Source organism: Streptosporangium canum (assembly GCF_900113865.1).
Lineage (GTDB): Bacteria > Actinomycetota > Actinomycetes > Streptosporangiales > Streptosporangiaceae > Streptosporangium > Streptosporangium canum.
Map to the genome: position 1 here is coordinate 57,864 of NZ_FOQY01000036.1, position 20,735 is coordinate 78,598.

A 20,735-nucleotide genomic window follows, 5' to 3' on the forward strand; every position below is an offset into this window, starting at 1 on the left:
GCGTGGGCGCATGACTCACGGCTCACGGACTCACGGGCCGACGGCTCACGGTCACGGATCGGCCGGGGCGGGCAGGGCGGCGGCTGGTGGCGCCCGCCGCCCCGCCCGGTCCGGCATCGTCAGACGGCGCAGTACCCCTCGTCGTCGCAGGCGTCCCCAGCGGCTTTCACAGTCTTCACGGCCTGGCCGGTCCGCTCGGCGACCTCCTCCAGGGCGGCGAGCAGGGTGTCCTCGGGCTGCGCGCCGGAGACGGCGAACTGCCCCTCGAACAGGAACAGCGGCACGGAGCTGACACCAAGGGCACGGGCCTGGGCCAGCTCCTCCCTGACCGCCGCCGCGCCGTCCTCGCCTTCGAGATCCGCCTCGACCTCCAGCTCGGCGGCCAGCTTGGCGAGGACCTCTCGGGAGCCGACGTCGAGACCGTCGGTGAAATGGGCGCGGAAAAGGGCGTAGAGGGCCTCCTCGCCCTTGCCCTGCTCGCCGGCGAGCCGGATGAGGCGGTGCGCGTCGAAGGTGTTGGCCTGGATCGCATGGTCGAAGTCCAGTGCAAGCCCGTCCTCAGCGGCGACGCCGCTCACGCGCCCGAACATCTGCGCGGCCCGCTCGGCCCCGCCGAACTTCGCCGCCGCCCATTCGAGGGTCGGCTCACCGTTGGACTCGGCGTCCGGCGCGAGCTGGAACGGCCGCAACTCCACCTCCACCTCGCCCCCCTTGGCCCGGTAACGCTCGACGGCGCGGGCGAAGCGGGTATGGCCGATGTAACACCAGGGACAGACGACATCTGAGTAGATTTCAACCTTCACATCACTCTGCAACGGGCTCACAGGACCGCTGATTCCGTGTGGAGAGGACGCTCCCGATCAAGCAGGATCCGAACGCGCCGTCACCCCACCCATTGAGATCGACTCCGGTGGCGCTCATCCGATGGAACTTGACCGCTCAGAACGCTTCTCTGCGAACTCACGCACCACAGGCAGCCGACCGCTCACCTTGATGAGCAACAACCAGCATCCGCTCATTCAGGGAACGGCCCTGACGCGCCGTACGGGCGATCCGGTCCGTACTGTGATCAGCGCATCACCACACAGATACTGAGCTTTCATCCGACCTTGCGGGTCTCAAACCCGAGGAACTGCCATGATGAACCTGCTGCCGCCGCAGGAGCGGCAGAGTTTATACAGGATGTGTCGGCTTCTCAGTTGAGCATTGACTCGTTCATTGGGCATGCGATGCCAGGGCGAGCCGGGATCTGGTCCACTTCACGGATAGATACGTATCTGACGCTCTCCATCGAAGATCGCATGAGGCCGGCTCAGATACACCTCGGACAACCCGCCGACTCACTACTAATTCAGCAGTAATCAGCATTGACCTGCCGCCGAAACTCCTCTTCCGTGAGAACCTCTTCACCCATTTTCAACACACGACTTGTACCAGCCAGATCCCGCGACACATTATCCAACAAAAATCCGGAGCCAATAGGAGAATCATTCGTCACCTGCACCGTAACACTAATCATGTGCGGCAAAGGTGAATTCAGCGGGGTTTCTTGTTTCGCAAAACCACGCACATCCCCTAAAATTATCTTCCCGTTCTGCTCCTCGGATCGGGTTGGCTGCGACACTTTCCATACCGGACGCTCCGTCTGATGGTCCACGACCTCAAAGGAGGAGACCCTTTCCCCCCCGCACAGTGGAACCACGAACCTAAGCTGCCCGTCGGCCGTACGACCGATTCCAACAGGCCTTGGGAGATCATCCCCAAGCGGTGGCCTGCATGCCACAAACAGTAACAAGCAGGGTAAGAGGATAAGCATCCTGGTTGAGAATTTCCATCGTCGAAATCTGCTGAAATTAATCATTTTTTTCCCGTCAGCAGCCATAAGATTTGCCCTTCGCGTCGGCTTGCTGTTCATAAATATTGTCACATGCACCAAAGACGGAGAACTCGCGGAGATAATAGACGAGGAATGTGGGCCAAAAATTGGTCTGCCCATAATAATGATCCCATTGACGCATATGCTCGGCTTCATGCTTCAGGAATTCCCGACTCAGCTCGTAGAGCTGGTAGTTAACCAGTGTGACGGACCCCAAGGTAGTTCCACCCCTGCCGAAGTGTTCACCACTCTTAAGTCCGCTGCATACAGTTAGGCCCGTCGGCTTATCATAAACGCAATTAGCGCCTTCTTTTTTAGCCCATTTTATCAGCCTTTCCTTGAATTTCTTATCATTCAACCAGGGAGGCGTGTTCACAAGGAACATGGTGAGCTTGAGTGGCAGCCCCCAAACCTTTCCCGCCCTAGCGACGTTACTCGGCTTGCAGGGACGGGCATCCGGGTCTTCGCACATCCATTCTCGCCAATTATGCCACGCCGCCGCAACTAATTCTCGACATTCCTTTTTATCGAGATGGGAGTGACATTTATCAAGAGCATCTTGCAGTCTTTTGCCCGCCTGCAGTGAACTGAATAGCCTCTTGTTGGATACACCCTTGCTGCTGCCCGGCAGTCCCGCCATCAGTTTTTCAAATCCGTGAGTGTCTCCGGCTTCAACCATCGCGTCTACGGCCAACGCCAAGTATTCTTCATATTCTAATGTCGGTGAATATCCCAGCATGTACAGCTCTTGCGCACGAGGACTCATACTCCAGAATGGCACATCTTTTTCGACGGGCCTGCCGTTGGGCATGTATTTGTAGCCGAGCCTGGCAATCTCGTCACGGCCGAGCTGTGGCGCCCACGCCCATTCATCGTAATTCCTCTTATACCAAAAGCCGTCGGATTTGTCGTTGGGTCCTGTGTAAGTACAACCGCACGGCTGATCGGGCCATGCGTAGTACGGCTTTCCCGGAGTAACCGTCGGCGGGGTGAAAGACCAGCCCGAGCTGCGCGGCTGCCAGGAGTCGGCCCAGTTGTATGACTGCCAGTCGGAGCCGCCACTCGCACCGTTTTGAGAGCCCCCAGTCTCGATCACTGTGCTGTGGCCGGTGGGGTCGGCGCCGGTGAGCGGGCCGGCGTTGGCGTAGGTGTAGCGGTTGGCCTGGACGGATGGGTTCGGGTTGAGGGTTGCGGTGTCGCGGGAGGTGAAGGCGCCGGTGCCGGGCTGGTACCAGCGGGAGTCCATGTTGACCTTGCCGGTGTCCGGGTCGGTGTACTCGCCCTGGTAACCCAGCGTGCGCTGGGTGCCGGAGCGGTGGGTTACCTCTCCGAAGGGGTCGTAGGCGGTCGAGTCGACCATGGCCGTACCGGAGAAGGTGCCGACGACGTCGCCGTGCAGGTCGGTCATCGCGCCGAGGGCGGGGCCGCCGCCTTCCTGGAGGCTGAGCAGTCCGCCCGACAGGTCGCGGCCGTACTTGGCCTGAACGGCGCCGGCGGCGTTGGTAACGGCGGCGATGTCGTTGGTCAGGCCGGAGTAGACGAAGCGCTGCTGGTCGGCACCCTTGGTGCGTGATGTCATCCGGCCGAGCGCGTCGTAGCCGTAGGTGGCATCTCCATCGGAGACCATCCGGTCGAAGGCGTCGAAGGTCAGGTTGCGGGTGGCGCCGCCGGTGGTCTCGGTGGCGAGGGTGCCGCGGGGGGTGTAGGTGTAGTCGACACCGGCGCCGGAGGTCAGCCGGTTGCGTTCGTCGTAGACGAAGGTCTTGCTGCCGGCCTTGGTGCGGTTGCCGGAATCGTCCCATTCATAGGGGGTGACGGCGCCGCCCGGGGCGGTCCAGGAGGTCAGGCGTCCGGAGCGGTCGTAGCCGTAGGTGTTGGCGCCCGCGCCTGCCGTACCCGAGGTGGTCTTGGTGGTGAGGTTGTCGTCCTTGTCCCACCCGTAGGCGATCTTCGACAGCTCGGTGCCGGCGCTGTTCTTCAGCGTGTGGGAGGCGAGCCGGTCGACGGCGTCGTAGGTGTAGACCTGGCTGTTGACGGGGTTGGCCGAGGTCTGGCTGGTGAGCCGGTTGGCGTCGTCGTAGCCGTAGGTCCAGGTCCGACCGGTGACCGGGTCGGTCGCGGTCTTGAGGTTATTGGCGTTGTCGTAGGTGTAGGTGGCGGTGCCGGCGGTGTCGACACGCTGGGTGGGGTTGCCGAGGGCGTCGTAGGCGTAGGCGGCGATCTGGTTGGTGGCCTTGGACACCTTGGTCAGCAGGCTGCGGTCGTTGTAGTCCAGGGTGTAGTCGCCGATCGCGGTCACCCGGCCCGCGTCGTCGTAGCTGACGGTGCGCTCAGGGGTGGCGACCGAGGCGCCGGTGCCGGTCTGCTTGGTCATCTGGCCCATGGGGTCGAAGGTGCGATCGATCCGCACCCCGCCCGGCTGGAGCGTGGCGACGGCGTTGCCTGCCACGTCGTAGACGGTGGTCCAGGTGCGGTCGGCCGCGGCTGGGTGAGCGGTGGTGGACGGTTCGATGACCGATTCGGCCAGGCCGAGACTGTTGTAGCCGGTCCAGGTGGAGTTGCCGCGGCCGTCGGTGAGGCGGGTACGGGCGCCAGTGGCGTCGTAGCCGAACGTCGTGGTGATCGTCTTGTCGGCGGCGACCGGTTCGATGAGCGAGGTCATCCGGCCCAGAGCGTCGAAGGTCTGCCGGGTGACGTGCCCCTCACCGGAGGTGGTGCTGGTCGGGTTGCCCGCCAGGTCGTAGCCGAAGCCGAAGGTACGGACGACGGCGCCGGTGGCATCGAGGTCCTTGGCGCCGATCTTGCGTCCGGCCAGATCGTATTCGGCCTCGGTGACGTTCTTCAGCGGGTCGGTCACCTTGGCCTCGCGGCCGAGGAAGTCGTAGCCGAAGGCGGATTTTTTGGTGTTCGGGTCGGTCACGCTGGTGACCTGTCCGGCGACGTTGACCGTGTAGCTGGTGGTCTTGGCACCCGGCGCGACGCTCGTGAGGAGGTTGCCGGCGCTGTCATAGGTCATCGTGGTGGTGTGGGCGGCGGTGGTGGGCTTGCGCTCGATCTGCGTAGCGGTGATCTTCCGGCCGAGCTCGTCGTAGGTGGCCTCGGCTCGCGCGCCGGTGGGGTCGATCACCGCGAGCTGCTCGCCCAGCAGGTCGTATTCGGCCACCCACTGCCCGCCCGGCCCTGAGGGGCCGGGGTCGGTCACCCGGACCGGACGGCCGAGCGCGTCGTATTCGGTCGAGGTGACGAAGTTGCGCGGGTCGGTGACCTTGGTCTGACGGCCCGCCGCGTCGTAGCCGAAGCTGACCTTGGGGATGAGAGCGCTTCCGCCCGGCGGGGTGTAGGCGGAGGAGGTCGCCGAGGTCAGGCGTCCGGCCTTGTCGAACGTCGAGGTGAGGGTGCGGCCTTCGGCGTCGACCGTGTGGGTCTTTAGCCCGGCGATGTCGTAGCCGTAGGTCACCGTGGGCCGCCCGTCGGCAGCAGACCCGTCCTTGTCGATCTTCACCTGCGGGGCTTTGGTCTCCACGAGCCGGCCCGCCGCGTCGTAGCGCATCGTGATGGTGAAGTCGGCGGCGGTGGCGCCGGAGGCGTTACCTCGCGGGTCGGTGATCGCCGTCAGCAGGCCACGATCATCGTAGGTGCTAGTGGAGATCAGGTCGTCGGCGCCGTTCTCCACCGTCTGCCGGGTCACCTGGCCCAGGGTGTTGTAGGCATAGAGGGTGGATTCGATGCGGGTGCTGCCCGCGCCGGTGAAGTCCTTCTTGGTGACGTTCCCGGCCGCGTCGTAGGTGTAGGCGGTCTTGCGCTTGAGCGTGGCCGGGTCGAACATCGTGGAGGTCAGGCGGCCGGCAGCGTCGTAGACGTAGTCGGTGATGGCCTTCTTATCCTTATCGACGTCAATGACCTGCTTGGTGAGGTTGCCGGCGGGGTCGTAGGTGTTGTCCTCCATCACCACGTCGGTCGTGGTGTCCAAGCCGTTCAGCCGGACGTCATCGGCGATCACCTGCGACAGCCGGTTGTCGGTGAAGTAGATGTAGGAGGTCTTACGGCCCATCGCATCGGCACTGGTGGCCAGCCGGCCCGCCGGGTCGTAGGAGCGCAACTCCAGCACCACGTCCTGGGGCGCCTGCGGGCTGACCGGGCTGTCCGTCCAGTTCTTGATCGTTGTGGTGAACGGCTCGCCGCGTTTGGTGTAGGCGTAGGTGAGCACCGTGCCCATCGGGTCGGTCGTCGAGGCCAGGGCACCGGTGGCATCCCAGGTGGAGCGGACCACGCCGCCCTCGGGATCGGTGACCGTCTCCACCCGGCCTTGGCCGTCATAGGTGGAGGTGGTGGTGCGTGCCGGGTCGCCGCCGGTCACGTCGGTCACGGTCGCGGTGAGCGGGTTGCCGTCCGCGTCATAGGTAAACGTGCTCTTGGCGGTGTGGGTGACGTCGGTGACCTCGTTCTTCACCCCGGCACCGGTCTGCGTGAGCACCCGGCCGAGACCGTCATAGGTGAATGTCGACGTCACCCCGTCGGGGGTGGCTGCGGAGACCTCCGTGCGGGAGGTCACCCGGCCCAGCCCGTCATAGGCGAAGGTGACCTTCAGCCCGGCCGGGCTGGTCTGCTCGGCCAGGTCACCGGCCGCGCTGTAGCGGTAGGTGCTCTCGTTGCCCTTGGCGTCCTTCTGCGACTTCACCAGGCCAGCCGGGGTGGTCCCGCCGCCGACCGCAGGCTCGGTGCCGTCGGTGTAGGTGGAGGTCACCGACCGGCCATTGGGGAAGTCCGGGGTGGCCGGGGTGGTCACCTTGGCCACGTCACCGCGCGCGGTGAGTTCCCGCGTCGTCGCGTAGGTGTTGTCGGTGGCGCTGGCCGAACGGGCGTCCCGGCTGACGGTCACCCGGTCGTTGCGCGGGTCGAACTCGTCGGCGGTGTTGCGGTAGTAGGACTGGCGAGTGGTCTGGCAGCTTGTCGCCGTCCGGCAGGTCTTGACCGAAGTGGTGTTGCCGCGGACGTCGTTGACCTGCTCGACGAAGTTGTTGTTCGGGTCGGTGACCTTGGCCAGGAAGCCGCCGGTGTCGTAGGCGTAGCTGGTGATCTTTTCGAGCTGGTCGGTCTGGCTGACCAGGCGGTCGCCGCGCCAGGCGTCATGGTCGTACTTCAGCGTGTTGTTGTTCGGGTCGGTCACGGTGATCGTCGTCAGGCCGCCGGTTTTGGCGTGGACCGGATCTCCCAGCTTCCAGGTGCCGCCGTGCTGGTCGGTGTGGGTGGTGACCCGGTCGTTGGCCGGGTTGTAGGTGGTGGACATCCACACTCGCCCCGACGGCAACGTGGTCTTGCTCAGCTTGAAGGGCGCCTCGGTTCGGGCGTCGTAGTGCGCGCGGACCTGGGCAGCGGACAGGGCTCGGTCGTAGATGGCGAACTCGTCGAGGAGCCCCTTGAAGCCGAACTCGACCGGGTCGGGTCTGCCCGCGGGGGAGCCGGGCAGGTTGGAGTCGGCCTTACCGCTGCCGATGACGGTGTCGGACTCCCACATGTACGTCTCCACCCCCAGGTTGACCGTGCCGGCGGCGGTGCCGTCGACGTACAGGGTGGTGACGTTGCCGGTTGCGGTGATCACCGCGTGATGCCACTGTCCGTCGTTGACCGCCTGGGCGGAGGTGACGGGAGTGTAGGTCGTCCCTTCGCCTGACCCCTGCAGCTGGCCGCGTAGCTTGCCGTCGACGCCGACGTACAGGCCCGGCACGTCGCCGGAGGAGAAGATGAGGCCCGAGGCGGTGGTCTTCAACCACGTCTCGATCGACATGCTCTTTCCGAGTTCGGGAAACAGGCCCCAGTGGGGGATCCCGGAGGAGGTGCCGCTGCCTTGGAAGTTGGCCGCGGCGTTGGAGGTACCGCTCAGCGCGCCGGGCTTGCCGGTCTGGACCCCGGAGGGCAGGTAGGTGTGGCCGGTCAGGCCGGTCTCATCGGGGAAGTAGGTGTAAGTGCCGCCCTCGCCGCTTTCGGAGCGGACCTCCCCCATCCGCCAGTAGCCCTTGGGGCGGTCATCCAGCACGCTCGCCCGGTAGCGGGAGCCGCTCGCGTAGTCATAGATGGTGCAGTTGGGGGCCGCGGTCGGGGAGCAGGCCTGGCTGAGGCGTTGCCCGTCGTAGACGTAGGTCCAGGTGAGGGGTTGTCCGTCGACCGGGTTGGTGGCCACGGCCGTGACGTGCGCACCCGTCCAGGTGAAGGTCAGGGAGCGGCCTCCGGCGGCGGTGACCGTCGTCAGCTTGCCATCGGTTCCATAGGTCAAGTCCTGCGCACGGCCATGGCTGTCGGTCAGCTTGCTCAGCCGGCCCTGGGCGTCGAAGGTGTAGGAGATCGATGATTTGTCCATCAGCCGCCAGCCGCCGCCGGTGACCGCCGCCAGCGTGACGTGGACGCCGGGCGGCGACTGGAAGAGTGTGCTGCCGCGCTTTTCAACGAAGCGGAGCTTACGGCCGTCGGGGTAGGTCAGCAGCAGGGTTTGCGGGGTGCCGCCCTCGGGCTGGACCTTCATGTCGTAGCGGGTCGACCAGCCGGGCCCGAACATCCCGTCGATGCGCCCGTCCAGGCTGTTGTAGGAGCGCGTCACCGCCAGCGGCGGGCCCGCCGTGGCGACCGACGCGTCGGTGACGGTAGTGGTGTAGTTGCCCGCCAACTGGTGGAACTCCTGGCCGTTGACGCCGCGCTCGGCGAGGTGGGAGCTCACCACGGGCTGGCGGATCGCGGTGGTGAAGGTCAGATTCTCCAGAGTGCCGGTCTCCTGGGTGGTGGTGTCGCGGATCGTCACCTCCCAGACGTAGGTCTTGCCCCACTGCAGCACGCCCGCGGGCACGATCCATTCCGACTCGATCCAGTACCGCCATGCGGACCGGGTGCAGGGCCCGGTGTTCCAGGGGTCCTTCCACTCACAGACCTCGTACTGGTACTCGTAGTAAGGTCCGCCGTTTCCGCCGTTGTAGCCGTAGGCGTTCAGTTCCGGGGTGAGGGTGTCCACCTGGGTCTCATCATTGGGGTAGTAGTCGGAAATCCACATCCCCATCAAAGACAGGCGGTTACGCGCTTCCGGCAGGAGCACACTCGCTTCCGGCTTGCCCGGCGACGATTGCGTGAACTTCTCCTTGACCGGCTGGAAGTTCCTGATATCGAGCGGCAAACCACCCTTGGGGCGCCTCGGTTCGTCCGCCGAAAGTCCGGGTGTTTTCTTCTTGTCTTGGGCGATGGCGCCGTCAGGCTGAGTGGCCTTCGTGTCCACCAGCGATGGCAAACCCTCAGCCGAGCCGGTCATCTGCTTCGGCGTATCAGGAGCGCCTTGAGCCGAGGTGACCGCCCGTACCGCTGCTGTCACCGGCATCGCTTGGAAAAGCAACAGGCCGGGCATCAGCGCCGTAGTGACCGCCACTATCGTCCATGCCTTCCGGCCTGCCGGACGCCACCATGACAAACTACGGCGCATATGCCGTCACCCTCCGAACAAGTCAGCGCGAGAACGGATGCCTCGCGTTACCCCAGCACGCCAAAAGCCCAGCAAGGAGGCCGGTTCGACGGTTCGGAGTGCAGCAGATAAGCAAACGATCAGAAATTACACATAGATCATCTGGTCCCGCAAGATCTACATAAGGAACAAATAAATACGCACACACCAGGTTTGAGAAAGCGACTTGTCAGATGAGTGCACGCCAGACGACTTGGAGTGACCGAATTACAGGGACAGAAAATCGACACGGGGAAGCGCAAAGTGACTGCTCGGACGACTCTCCGTAATTCGATGTCTGACAGTGCGGCTCTCAGGCCCAGGTCACGCACGGTAGAACGAGGTGGCGTCGGCGGTGAACCGGGCCAGGAGCAAGAAGGAGCCGAAAATCTCCTGTCCCGGCGGACCGGTCGGCCTGAGGGCGTCTAAGGCATCGTTCTGCCGGCAGTGAGGCTGCGAAAAAAACATGGCCGGATCAGGACAATGAGAAGTCCGCGGCCGGATGGGGACGATGTCAGTGCCGCTGGGAGCAGGGCAGTCGGCTGGCGAGTGGGACGATCACACGTGTTCACCAAGTACGGCGATCCGTGCTCTGCGACCATGAGGCCTACTGGAACGATCGCCACAGGCCCGGCACAGATCCATGGTCCGCACTGGAGTGGCGGCGACAGCCGGTACAGGTCCGAAAGCCGACGTCAGGGGGCGGCGGCGATCTCCTCCAGGCGGGCGGCGAGGCGGTCGGAGGCGCCGTCGGCCAGGGCGGCCGCGGCGCGCCACCAGGCGAACCACTCGCCGCTGCGCCACATCCAGTCGACGCGCTCGATCGCGGCGATGACGTCGCCCCTGACCCGCCACGGCTCACCGGCCTGCCCGGTGGAGGCGCCGTGGCGCAGGGCCCAGCCGCGCAGGATCCCGGCGGCCTCGGCGTCCACCGGCTGCGTGTAGGGGTCGGGGTGCTCGTCCAGCCGGTGCGGGCCGAGACCGGCCGCCACGCTCCAGCTCCACTGTGCCTCGGCCGGGCGGGAGTAGCGCAGCGAGTCGAAGTCCAGGTTGGAGCCGAGATCGCCGTCCGGGCGGCGAACCACCACCGCGTCGAGCCGGCCCCCCGCGTCGAAGGAGACCACGATCCGCCGTCCGGGAGCGGCGTCCTCAGGGAGTTCGACGCGGTCCTCCGCCTGCCAGGAGTTCAGGTCGGTCGCCGCGACCGGCCGTCCCCAGGCCTCGTCCGCGACGTCGTCGGCGATCCAGGCGGCGAGCATCTCCAGCACGGTCAGGTCGGTCCACGGGTCGACGGCGGTCGCGCTGCGGAGCACCTCGTCCGGGGCGGGCAGCTTGCCGCCGCGCTCCCGCCGCCACCACTCCCCGCCCAGGTCACGGGTGCCGACCAGCAGCCCGGCCAGCGCCGCGAGCTCGGTGGACCTGCGGGTCAGCGGAGCGCCCCGGGCGAGTTCGGCGCAGCGTGCGACGCGGTCGGCGCCGAGCGCGGCCCCCGCCTCGCGGAGCAGGACACCCGCGTCGGGTCGCTCCTCACCCAGCAGGTCACGGATCAGTCGTCTGGCCTCGGTTCGGGCGTCCTCCGCACGTTCCTCGCGCATACGGGCCACGTTACGCCGGGCGATCGTCACGCGCGAGGGTCGCGAACAGCCTCACCCCGCCGGACGGACCTCACCCGCGAGGGTCGCGGGGTGGGATGGCCGTGCCGTCGTCGTCCGGCGTCCGCGCACGGTAGGCCGCCCGTCCCACCATGTAGGCGGCCACCGTCGCCGTGATCACCTGGAAGACGCCGACCAGCAGCAGTGTCCCGGCCGTCGTCCAGGTGGGCTCGCGCAGCCACATGGCCAGCAGGATCAGGTGCAGGCCGAGGACCTGCGGCTTGGTCGCCGGGTGCATGCGCGACAGGGTGTCGGGGAACCGGTACATCCCCACCCCCGCCGCGAAAGCGAGCGCCGCGCCCAGCAGCAGGCACGCCGCGGCGGCCACCTCCAGCGCGGTCAATGCGCCCTGCCCGAGAAGAACCTGGCCAGCGAGACCGATCCGACGAACCCGACCATGGCCAGCACCAGCAGCACCGGCAGCGCGGAGTACTCGCCGAGCACCGCCGCCCCCGTCCCGATCCCGCACATGATCACGGCGGTGAGCACGTCCAGCGCGACCGCCCGGTCCAGCATGGAGGGGCCGCGCACCAGCCGGTGGAGCGTCAGCGCCGCCGCGCAGCCGAGCAGCGCCAGCGCCGCCAGATATACCGTCGTCACCGCAGTTCCTCCTGGTCGGCGCGGGTGCCGAAGGCCGCCACGATGCGGCTCTCCAGCCGGGTCACGTCATCCTGGACGATCTCCTGGACGTCGCCCGTGATGCCGAGCACGTGCAGCACCAGCTCTCTCTCCCTGCCATGCACCTCAAGGACCAGGCTGCCCGGCAGCGCCGACAGCGCCACCGTGACCAGCACGGCCATGACCTCCGACGACGAGCGCAGCCGTACCTCGACGATGTGGACCGGCGGCAGCGCACCCAGGCGCAGCGCCCAGAACGCGACGCGGAAGCTGGAGACCACCAGGTCCCACGCGAAGCGGACCAGGAAGACGAGCGCCGCGAACGGATGGACGCGCAGGCCGGTCTCCACCACCGGCAGGGGCAGCAGCCAGACCACGACCAGCCCGGCCAGCAGGCCGCCGAGCACGTTCGCCACGCTGAGGTCGCCCCAGAGCAGCAGCCAGACCACCGTGAGCCAGGCCACCTGCGACAGCGGGACGGGCCTGCCCAGCAGCCGGGGGGCGCGGCTCGGGCCGCTCCGCCCGCTCACCGCCCGCCTCCGAGCACCGCGGAGATGTACGGCTCGCGGGCCAGCAGCTCGCCGGCGGTCCGTTCGGTCAGGGCGGACAGCGGTCCGGCCAGCACGGTGAACGACAGGGCCAGCACCACCAGGGCCGTCGTGGAGCCGAGCATCGGGACCGGAATGGTCGAGCTGGTGACGATCGCGCGGCCGGTGATCCCCTCGGTGCCGGTCGCCCGGACGACGGGGGTCTCCTCCCCCTCCAGCACGGTCCCCACCTTCTTGATCATGCCCGGGGGCGGTGTCCGCCAGAACGCCTTGTTCCATGTGGTGGCCACGGCGTACAGGGTGAGCAGGCTCGTCACCAGGCTCCCCGCCACCAGGGTGATCGCCATGGGACTGCCGTCGGCCACCCCCGCCTGGATCAGCGCCAGCTTGCCGAGGAAGCCGGACATCGGCGGGATGCCCGCCAGGTTCATCGCGGGGACGAAGAAGAGCACCGCGATCAGGGGCGCCAGCCGCATCAGGCCTCCCAGCCGGTCCAGCGAGGTCGTGCCGGTACGGCGCTCGATCAGCCCCGTCACCAGGAAGAGACTGGTCTGCACGGTGATGTGGTGGACGACGTAGAACACCGCGCCCGCCAGGCCCATGACGGAGGAGAGCGCGACCCCGAACACCATGTAGCCGATATGGCTGACCAGGGTGAAGGAGATCATCCGCTTGATGTCGGTCTGGGCCACCGCGCCGAACACCCCGACCAGCATGGTCAGCAGGGCCGCCCACATCAGCAGGCCGCTCACCGGGCCGCCGGGGAACAGCAGCGCCTCCAGCCGGATGATCGAGTAGATGCCGACCTTGGTGAGCAGCCCGGCGAAGAGCGCCGTCGCCGGAGCGGGCGCGGTCGGATAGGAGTCGGGCAGCCACGCCGACATCGGGAAGATCGCGGCCTTGACCACGAAGACCAGCAGCAGCAACAGCTCCAGCAGCAGCTTGACGTGCTCGGGCAGCACGGAGAACCGCTCGGCGAGCTGGGCGGTCGACACGGTGCCGGTCGCGCCGTAGGCCACCGCGATCCCGACCAGGAACAGCATCGACGACGCCAGCCCTATCACCACGTAGGTGGCGCCCGCCCGGATGCGGGACTCGGTCCCGCCGAAGGTGAGCAGCACGTAGGACCCGCTGAGCAGCATCTCGAACGCGACGAAGAGGTTGAACAGGTCACCGGCGAGGAAGGCGTCCGACACTCCGGCGACCATGATGAGGTAGGCCGGGTGGAAGATCGACAGAGGGGCGGTGCGCTCCTGGTCGGCGTAGGCCTGCGAGATGGAGTAGATCATCACGCACAGCGTCACCGCCGAGGAGACCACCAGCATCAGCGTGGCGAGCCGGTCGGCGACCAGGGCGATGCCGATCGGCGCGGCCCAGCCTCCGGCGTAGGCCACCAGCGGCCCGCCGGTGTCGGCCGCCACCAGCAGGACGGATGAGACCACCAGCACTGTCGTGAGCGTGACCACGCTGATGAGCGACTGGAGCCCGCGCAGCCGCCCGCCGATGGCCAGCTTGATCCCGGCGGCCAGCAGCGGCAGCACCACCGGCACCGGGATCAGCGCCTCCACCGGCCCTCCCCGCCCGCACCCGGTACGGCACGCGCCCCCGGCCCGGCCGGGAACCCCCGAACCTCCGGCACGTCCCGCCACCCCGGCGGCCTGCCGCCCGTCGTGTGCGCGGCCTGTGGCACCGTCATCAGTCGTCCCCTTCCAGATCCGGATCCTGCGCCCTGGCCTGCCGCTCCCGGTCGGCCCGGATGGCCGCCCGCATCTGCTTGCGCGCCTCGCGCTGGCGGACCCGAAACCGCCTGCGGATCTCCCGCTCCCGTTCGTCCTGCTCCCGCTCCCTGCGGGCGAATTCCGCGCGTAGCTTGTCGACCCGTCCCTGCCTGCCCTCCTTCGACGCCTCCTCGGCGCGCCGGGCCTCGGCGAGCCGCTCCTCGATCTGCTCGCTGGACAGTCCGGCGTCCTTGTGCGCCTGGAGCCAGCGGCCCAGGTCGACGTTGACGTCCAGGATCTGGCGCTCCAGCTCCTGGGCCTCCCGGTGTTCCCTTTCGCGCCGCGCGGTCTCCAGGCGGGCGAGCTCCTCCCGCTGCTCCCGGACCAGCCGCCGGTAGGCGTCCTGCTTGGCGAGCACGGCCTGGGTGAGCTCCCCGCGCCGGGCGCGCAGCCGTACCCTGCGGTCCTCGGTGTCGTCCTGAACCTCGTCGCCGCCGGTGAGCTGCCAGGACCGGTGGACCACGGCGAGCAGGAACGCGGTGACGCCCAGGGTGATCACGATGGAGGTGAGCACCATCGCCTGCGGCAGCGGGTCGGCCATCCGCTCCGGGTCGGACCTGCCGAGCAGCGGCGGCTCCCCCGCGGGGCCGCCGGCGGTGAGGATCAGCAGGTTCACCCCGTTGCCGAGCAGGATGACGCCGACCAGCACCCGGATCAGGCTCCGCTCCAGCAGGAGCGTCACCCCGGCCGCCACCAGCGTCCCCGACACCAGCAGGGGCAGCAGTGAGATCGTCACCGGCCCTCCTCGTCGTCGATCTGCCGGTCCAGCTCCGCGCCCAGGCTGCGCAGGATGTCCTGCACCATGCCGACCACCGTGACGTAGACCCCGATGTCGAACAGCAGCACGGTGGACAGGTGGAGCTTGCCGACCAGCGGGATCGTCACGTCCGCGGCGAGCATCTCCAGTGGCGCGCCGGCGACCAGCAGTCCCCAGAGAGCGGTGACCATGGACAGCAGGAGGCCGAGGCCGATCAGCACCCCGGCGTGGACCGGCACCGCGGCGGCCAGCTCGTAGCGGCCGCCGGCGAGGTAGCGGACGACCAGCGCGAGCCCGGCCACGATGCCGCCCGCGAACCCGCCCCCCACCGCGCTGTGACCGGTGAACAGCAGGAAGATCGAGATCAGCACCACCGTGTGGAAGACCAGCCGGGCCACGATCTCCAGCACGACGGCCTGCTCCCCGACGGGCAGGGTCGCCGCGAGCCAGTGCGTCCCCTCTTTCCGCCGCACCTTCCCCGACGGGCGTTCCAGCGCGTACGTACGGCGGCGCAGGAAGATCAGGCTGGTCACCCCGAGGGTGAGGACGACGAGCACGGAGCTCTCCCCCATGGTGTCCCACGCCCGGATGTCCACCAGCAGCGCGCTGACGATGTTCGAGGCGCCGGCCTTCTCGGCGGCCCCGGCCATCAGACTGCCGACCGGCACCGTCGAGCGCGCGCTCTCCGCCAGCATCCCGGCCCCGACGGCCACGACGCCGCTCACCACTCCGAGGACCAGTCGCACGCCGAAGGGCACTCTGGGCTGGCCCTCCCTCGGCCCCACCGGGAGCCTGCGGAGCACCAGCACGAACACCACCAGGCTCAGCGTCTCGGCGAGGAACTGGGTCAGCGCCAGGTCCGGTGAGCCGTGGACCAGGAACAGCAGTGCCACGCCGTACCCGGTGAGCCCCGCCACCAGGGCGAGCACGATGTGCGAGCGCACCCGCGGCGCGATGAGCGCCGTGGCGATGAGGAGGGCGCCGATGAGGGGCTGCTCGACGCGCTCCCAGCGCACCACGTCCAGCCGGATGTCGCGGGCGGGCCCGTACAGCAGCGAGAAGCCCCCGATCCCCGCCATGGAGACGAAGGCGATCATGAGGTAGTCGGGGAGCGAGCCGCGCTGGGTGACGCCGGTCAGCTGGAGGGCGAAGCGGTCCAGCGCCCGGACGACGGCCCAGTAGGCGCGGCCGGAGTCGATCAGGTGCAGAAGCTCCCCGGCACGCGTCACGGCCGCCCTGGCCAGGAAGAGGGCGACGCCCCCGGCCAGGGCGACGGCCGACAGCAGCAGCGGCACGGGCGCGCCGGTCCACAGCGCGAGGTGGGTGCCGTGGCCGGGCCCGGCGAACGTGCCGGTGTAGCCCTCCATCGCGTGGCCGTACCGTGCGGAGAAGGGCGCGGCGACCAGTCCGAGTACGGCGAGCAGCGCGGACGGCAGGAACGTCGCGGCGGCGGCGCGGTGCGCGGGGACCGGTTCCAGGCCGGGCCGGTCGCCGAAGGCTCCCCACAGGAACCGCAGGCTGTAGGCGACGGTGAGCACCGACCCGGCGACCACCCCGGCCAGCGTCACGGTGTCGGCGAGGCGCCCGGTGAGCAGCGACTCGAACGCGGCCTCCTTGCCGACGAACCCCAGGAACGGCGGGATGCCCGCCATCGAGGCCGCGGCGGCCACCGCGGTGGCGCAGAGCCAGGGTGCCGAACGGCGCAGACCGCTCAGCTCGCGCAGGTCGCGGGTGCCGGTGGCGTGGTCGATGATGCCGACGACCAGGAACAGCGACGCCTTGAACAGCGCGTGGGCGAGCAGCATGGCGACGCCCGCGATCGCGGTGTCCCCGGTGGCCGCGCCGAACAGCACGGTCAGGAAGCCGAGCTGGCTCACCGTGCCGTAGGCCAGCAGCCTCTTGAGGTCGTACTCGCGCAGTGCCCGCCAGCCGCCCAGCACCATGGTGAGCAGTCCGAGCGGTACGACGATCACCTGCCAGACGGGCAGCCCGCCGAAGGCGGGGCCGAGCCTGGCGATCAGATAGATTCCCGCCTTCACCATGGCCGCCGCGTGCAGGTAGGCCGATACCGGGGTCGGCGCGGCCATCGCGGCGGGCAGCCACATGCTGAACGGGAAGATCGCCGACTTCGACAGCGCGCCGACCAGGATCAGCGCCGTCGCCACCGAGATCGCGCCACCGGCCGGCGGGTCCGCGACGATCCGCGAGATCTCGTAGGTGCCCGCCGCCTCGCCGAGCACGACCATGCCGGCCAGCATGGTCAGCCCGCCGAACGTGGTGACGGTCAGCGCCTGCATCGCCGCCCTGCGGCTGGCCCTGCTCGCGGGGTCGTGGCCGATCAGCAGGTAGGAGAAGACCGTGGTCAGCTCCCAGAAGACGTACAGCAGGACCAGGTTGTCGGCGACCACCAATCCGAGCATCGCCCCGGCGAAGGCCACCAGCTCCCCGCCGAACCGGCCGAGGCCCTCCTCCCCCGCGTCGAAGTAGCGGGAGCAGTACAGCAGGACCAGCGCGCCCACGCCGGTGACCAGGAAGGTCATCAGGAGGGCCAGCGGGTCGACGCGGAAGGACAGCCCGAGCCCCAGCGCGGGGGCCCAGTCGTGGCGCGACTCGACGGGAACGCCGCGCACCGCCACCCACAGCGCGTAGCCCAGCCCGCACGCGGGAGGCAGGGCGAGCACGGCGAAGGCGTCGCGGCCGAGACGGCGCACCAGCGCCGGGGCGCACACCGCCGCGACGGCGTGCAGGATCAGCAGCGGCTCCATGTCCCCCCGGGCAACCGTCGTGGCCGACGTACCCAAACTGCCAGGAGCCGCCCGTTTCGCCGCCTTAGCGCACAGCCGCTTGACCCGAACCGCGCCGGTTCTTCACCGGCGCGTGATCAGCTCTTTCTGCCGGTACGGCCGAGCAGCCAGCCGATCACGGCACTGCCGAGCGCGATGCCCGCGCCCATGCCGAAGGCGGTGAGGACCGGCCACACGGGAGCGCCCGCCCGGGGCTGCGCGGCGGGGCGTTCGAAGACCTGCGGGGGCACGGCCGGGTCGGCGGTCCCGGCCGGGGACGTCACGGCGGGGACCGCCGCCGCGGAGGTCACGGCGGGGACGGCGGCCGGCGCGGAAGCCGGGGCGGCGGCCGGAGCGGCGGGGACCGGGGCGGCGGAGAGGTGGCTCTCGACGGCGGAGAAGAACTCCCCCGCCGTCTTCTTGGCGACCGAGCTGAGCATGCGCTGGCCGACACCGCCGATCATGCCGCCGATCACGGCTTCGGCGTCGTAGTCGATCCGGGTGCCGCCCTCGACCTCGCTGAGGCGGACCTCCACGGTGGCGTCCACGGTGCCGGGCGCCCCCTGGCCCCGGGCCCTGAGCACGAAGCGCTGCGGCGCGTCGGGCTCGGACAGCGCGACCTCCCCCTGGTAGACGCCCTTGATGGAGGCCACCCCGGCGGTGACCGTCATCCGGTAGGTGTCGGGTCCCGTCTCCTCCAGACGCTCGCAGCCCGGGATCGTCCGCACGAGCACGGCCGGATTCTGGAGCGCGGACCACACGCGGTCTCTGTCGATGCCGAGCACGGCACTGCCTGCGAGCTTCACAGCAGCACCATAGGCAATCGCCCGCCGTACTGATAACAGCAACATGTGCCCGTCGGCGGGGCGCGTGATTGTCACAGACCTCGCGTGGGGGCGTCCCGCCGGAGCCGGGCGGCCCGGAAGGCCACCCGGCGCCCGAGCGGCCGCGGGATCCGGCGGCCAGGTGTATCCGACCTGACGACTCCCCGACCGGATTCGGCTCTCCTGTGGCCGGTACGGCTAGGCGGCCGCGGAATCGCGGGCCCGCAGCGGCGCCCCCGCCTCGTGCAGGTGCCGCAGCGCCTGCGCGTAGGAGCTGAGAAGCCCGCTCTCGAGATAGGGGATGCCCAGTTCCTCGCAGTACTCCCGCACGATCGGCTGGGCACGGCGCAGGTTCGGCATCGGCATGCTCGGAAAGAGGTGGTGCTCGATCTGGTAGTTGAGCCCGCCCAGCACCGTGTCCGTCATCCGCCCGCCGCGCACGTTACGCGAGGTCAGCACCTGACGGCGGAGGAAGTCGAGCCGGTCGTCACCCCTCAGCATCGGCATCCCCTTGTGGTTGGGCGCGAACGTGCAGCCCAGGTAGACGCCGAAGATCGCCTGGTGCAGGAGGAGGAACGCCACGGCCTTGCCCGGCGACAGCACCGCGAACAGCACGGCGAGGTAGGCGGCCACGTGCACGACCAGCAGCGCCGCCTCCCGCCCGCGGTGCCGCAGCGACGGGCGCCGCAGGGCCCGGAAACTGGACACGTGCAGGTTGAAGCCTTCCAGCGTGAGCAGCGGGAAGAACAGGAATGCCTGCCTGCGGCCCAGGAATCTGGACAGCCCCCGGCTGGCGACGGCCTGTTCGGGCGACCAGATCAGCACATCGGGAGAGACGTCGGGGTCGTGGTCCTCGTGGTTGGGGTTGGCGTGGTGGCGGGTGTGCTTGTCCATCCACCAGCCGTAGCTCATGCCGATGCCGAGGTTCCCGGCCACCAGGCCGGCGATCTCGCTGGAGCGCCGGGAGCGGAAGACCTGCCGGTGGGCCAGGTCGTGGGCGACCAGCGCGACCTGGGCGAAGACCAGCGCGAGGAAGGCCGCGACCAGCAACTGGTACCAGGAGTCGCCCACCGCGAAGAAGGCGGCCCAGCCGCCGGCGAAGGCGGCGGTGACGAGCCCGAGCCGCAGGGCGTAGTAGCCGGGACGCCGGTCCAGCAGTCCCGCCCCCACGATCCGGCGTGACAGGCGGGCGAAGTCGCTGCCCCGCGCCCCGTCGTCCTGCGCACCTGCTGTGCCGGCGGCGCGGTCCGCGGCGTCGATCGCGATTGAGTTGGTCACGGTTCTCCTCGGGGGCCGGAACGCTAAATGTGATCAATCAGCCATTGGTGCAATAAATCAGCATGAAGAGGCTGAAGAAGCGACTGTCTCAGGATTTCGTGACCGCCGTATTAACGAACCCCCGCGCCCACCCCGGCTGGTGGTAGTGCTGGCCCTACCATGACGGCCGTCGGAGCCGGCGGAACGCCCTGTCGCCGGAAAGGCGGAGAGACGCCTGCGGCGGCCGGCTCGCGGGTCAGTTGGAGCTCCGACTGCTGGCAGGATGGTGGCCCATGGCAGCGGGGAAATCATGGGCGACCAGATCGGCGGCCGCGTTCATGGCCCTGGCGGCGAGCGCGGGCTGCGCCGGCGGCACCACCGGCGACAGCGGCCCGCAGGCCGGCTCCGGCCGTACCTCCCCGGCCGCCAGTGCCCCGTCGGCCAGGCCGCCCGGGCCCGCGGGGGCGCTGCCCCGGCCGGGCGAGGTGGGGCGGATCCCCGTGCCCTCCGACGGGCTGCCACCGGTGATCAGTTCCATTCCCACGGAGCGAAAAGTGGTCTTCCTGACCATCGACGACGGCTGGGAGCAGGATCCGGGCTTCCTCGCACAGGTCAGGGACCGGCGGATCTCCATCGCGGCCTTCGTCACCCGCGACGCCGTGGAGGCCAGGGGCGCGACCGACCCGACCGCCCAGGGCGGCAGGTTCCTCGGCGCGGGCAAGTGGGGTTACATCCGCGACCTGCGCGGGGCGGGGGCGACGATCGAGAACCACACGCTGACCCATCCGAACCTGCCGGCGCTCGGCTACGAGCGGCAGAAGGCCGAGATCTGCGGCACCTCCAAACTGATCCGCAGGCACACGGGCAGCGCGCCCACCCTGTTCCGCCCGCCGTTCGGCAACCACAACACCCTGACCCGCAAGGCCGCCAAGGCCTGCGGCATCGACGCCCTCCTGCTCTGGACCGCGACCGTGCAGCCCGGCGGGAAGATCGCCTATCAGGTGCCCGACAAGAAGCTCCGCCCGGGCGACGTGCTGCTGCTGCACTTCCGCCCGGGCCTGTCGCGTGACTTCCGGATCCTGGTCAACAAGATCAAGCGCCGGGGTTTCGAGATCGGCAACCTGGACGCCTACCTGAAGGCCGCGACCCGGTAGCCCGCGCGGAGACG

General features: G+C 68.7%; 14 protein-coding genes. 1 reads left to right on the forward strand and 13 read right to left on the reverse strand.

All coding sequences use genetic code 11. From position 1 onward, the window contains the following. Positions 1-119: 119 nt before the first annotated feature. The 13 genes from BM085_RS35345 to BM085_RS46455 form a co-directional block, all read right to left on the reverse strand. Positions 120-803 carry a DsbA family oxidoreductase gene (locus BM085_RS35345; RefSeq protein ID WP_093891146.1) on the reverse strand — a complete coding sequence of 228 codons (684 nt, stop codon included), beginning with the start codon at positions 801-803 and terminating at the stop codon, positions 120-122. Between the two features lie 548 nt (positions 804-1,351). After that, positions 1,352-1,657 (reverse strand): hypothetical protein, encoded by a 306-nt coding sequence (locus tag BM085_RS43740; RefSeq protein ID WP_143121196.1) that lies wholly within the window; start codon positions 1,655-1,657, stop codon positions 1,352-1,354. 214 nt (positions 1,658-1,871) lie between these two features. Further along, positions 1,872-8,918 carry a LamG-like jellyroll fold domain-containing protein gene (locus BM085_RS47055; RefSeq protein WP_177245432.1) on the reverse strand — a complete coding sequence of 2,349 codons (7,047 nt, stop codon included), beginning with the start codon at positions 8,916-8,918 and terminating at the stop codon, positions 1,872-1,874. A gap of 1,127 nt (positions 8,919-10,045) precedes the next feature. Then, positions 10,046-10,945, reverse strand: a complete 900-nt coding sequence (locus tag BM085_RS35355) for a hypothetical protein (protein ID WP_093891148.1) — start codon at positions 10,943-10,945, stop codon at positions 10,046-10,048. Between the two features lie 70 nt (positions 10,946-11,015). Beyond that, positions 11,016-11,345 carry a monovalent cation/H(+) antiporter subunit G gene (gene mnhG, locus BM085_RS35360; protein ID WP_093891149.1) on the reverse strand — a complete coding sequence of 110 codons (330 nt, stop codon included), beginning with the start codon at positions 11,343-11,345 and terminating at the stop codon, positions 11,016-11,018. Next, a complete protein-coding gene (locus BM085_RS35365; RefSeq protein ID WP_093891150.1) occupies positions 11,342-11,602 on the reverse strand; it encodes a monovalent cation/H+ antiporter complex subunit F in 261 nt (86 codons plus the stop codon). The genes mnhG and BM085_RS35365 overlap by 4 nt, the downstream gene beginning before the upstream one ends. After that, positions 11,599-12,150: a Na+/H+ antiporter subunit E gene (locus tag BM085_RS35370; protein ID WP_093891151.1), complete on the reverse strand. Its 552-nt coding sequence runs from the start codon at positions 12,148-12,150 to the stop codon at positions 11,599-11,601. The genes BM085_RS35365 and BM085_RS35370 overlap by 4 nt, the downstream gene beginning before the upstream one ends. After that, on the reverse strand, positions 12,147-13,736 hold the full coding sequence (locus tag BM085_RS35375; RefSeq protein ID WP_093891152.1) for a Na+/H+ antiporter subunit D: 1,590 nt from the start codon (positions 13,734-13,736) through the stop codon (positions 12,147-12,149). Before BM085_RS35375 ends, BM085_RS35370 begins: the two co-directional genes overlap by 4 nt. 127 nt (positions 13,737-13,863) lie before the next feature. Next, entirely contained in the window at positions 13,864-14,682 is an 819-nt protein-coding gene (locus BM085_RS35380) for a Na(+)/H(+) antiporter subunit C (protein ID WP_093891153.1), read from the reverse strand. Continuing rightward, positions 14,679-17,468, reverse strand: coding sequence for a Na+/H+ antiporter subunit A (locus BM085_RS35385; protein ID WP_093891154.1), 2,790 nt, complete (start codon positions 17,466-17,468; stop codon positions 14,679-14,681). Before BM085_RS35385 ends, BM085_RS35380 begins: the two co-directional genes overlap by 4 nt. Before the next feature lie 116 nt (positions 17,469-17,584). Then, positions 17,585-18,292 (reverse strand): SRPBCC family protein, encoded by a 708-nt coding sequence (locus BM085_RS35390; RefSeq protein ID WP_093891155.1) that lies wholly within the window; start codon positions 18,290-18,292, stop codon positions 17,585-17,587. Positions 18,293-18,508: 216 nt separating this feature from the next. After that, complete coding sequence (locus BM085_RS35395) at positions 18,509-19,588, reverse strand: fatty acid desaturase family protein (protein ID WP_245789884.1); 1,080 nt, start codon at positions 19,586-19,588, stop codon at positions 18,509-18,511. Between the two features lie 235 nt (positions 19,589-19,823). After that, positions 19,824-20,111, reverse strand: coding sequence for a hypothetical protein (locus tag BM085_RS46455; RefSeq protein ID WP_245789885.1), 288 nt, complete (start codon positions 20,109-20,111; stop codon positions 19,824-19,826). 10 nt (positions 20,112-20,121) lie between these two features. Between BM085_RS46455 and BM085_RS35400 the strand changes: the two genes are divergently transcribed. Continuing rightward, entirely contained in the window at positions 20,122-20,721 is a 600-nt protein-coding gene (locus BM085_RS35400; RefSeq protein WP_245789886.1) for a polysaccharide deacetylase family protein, read from the forward strand. Positions 20,722-20,735: the final 14 nt, after the last annotated feature.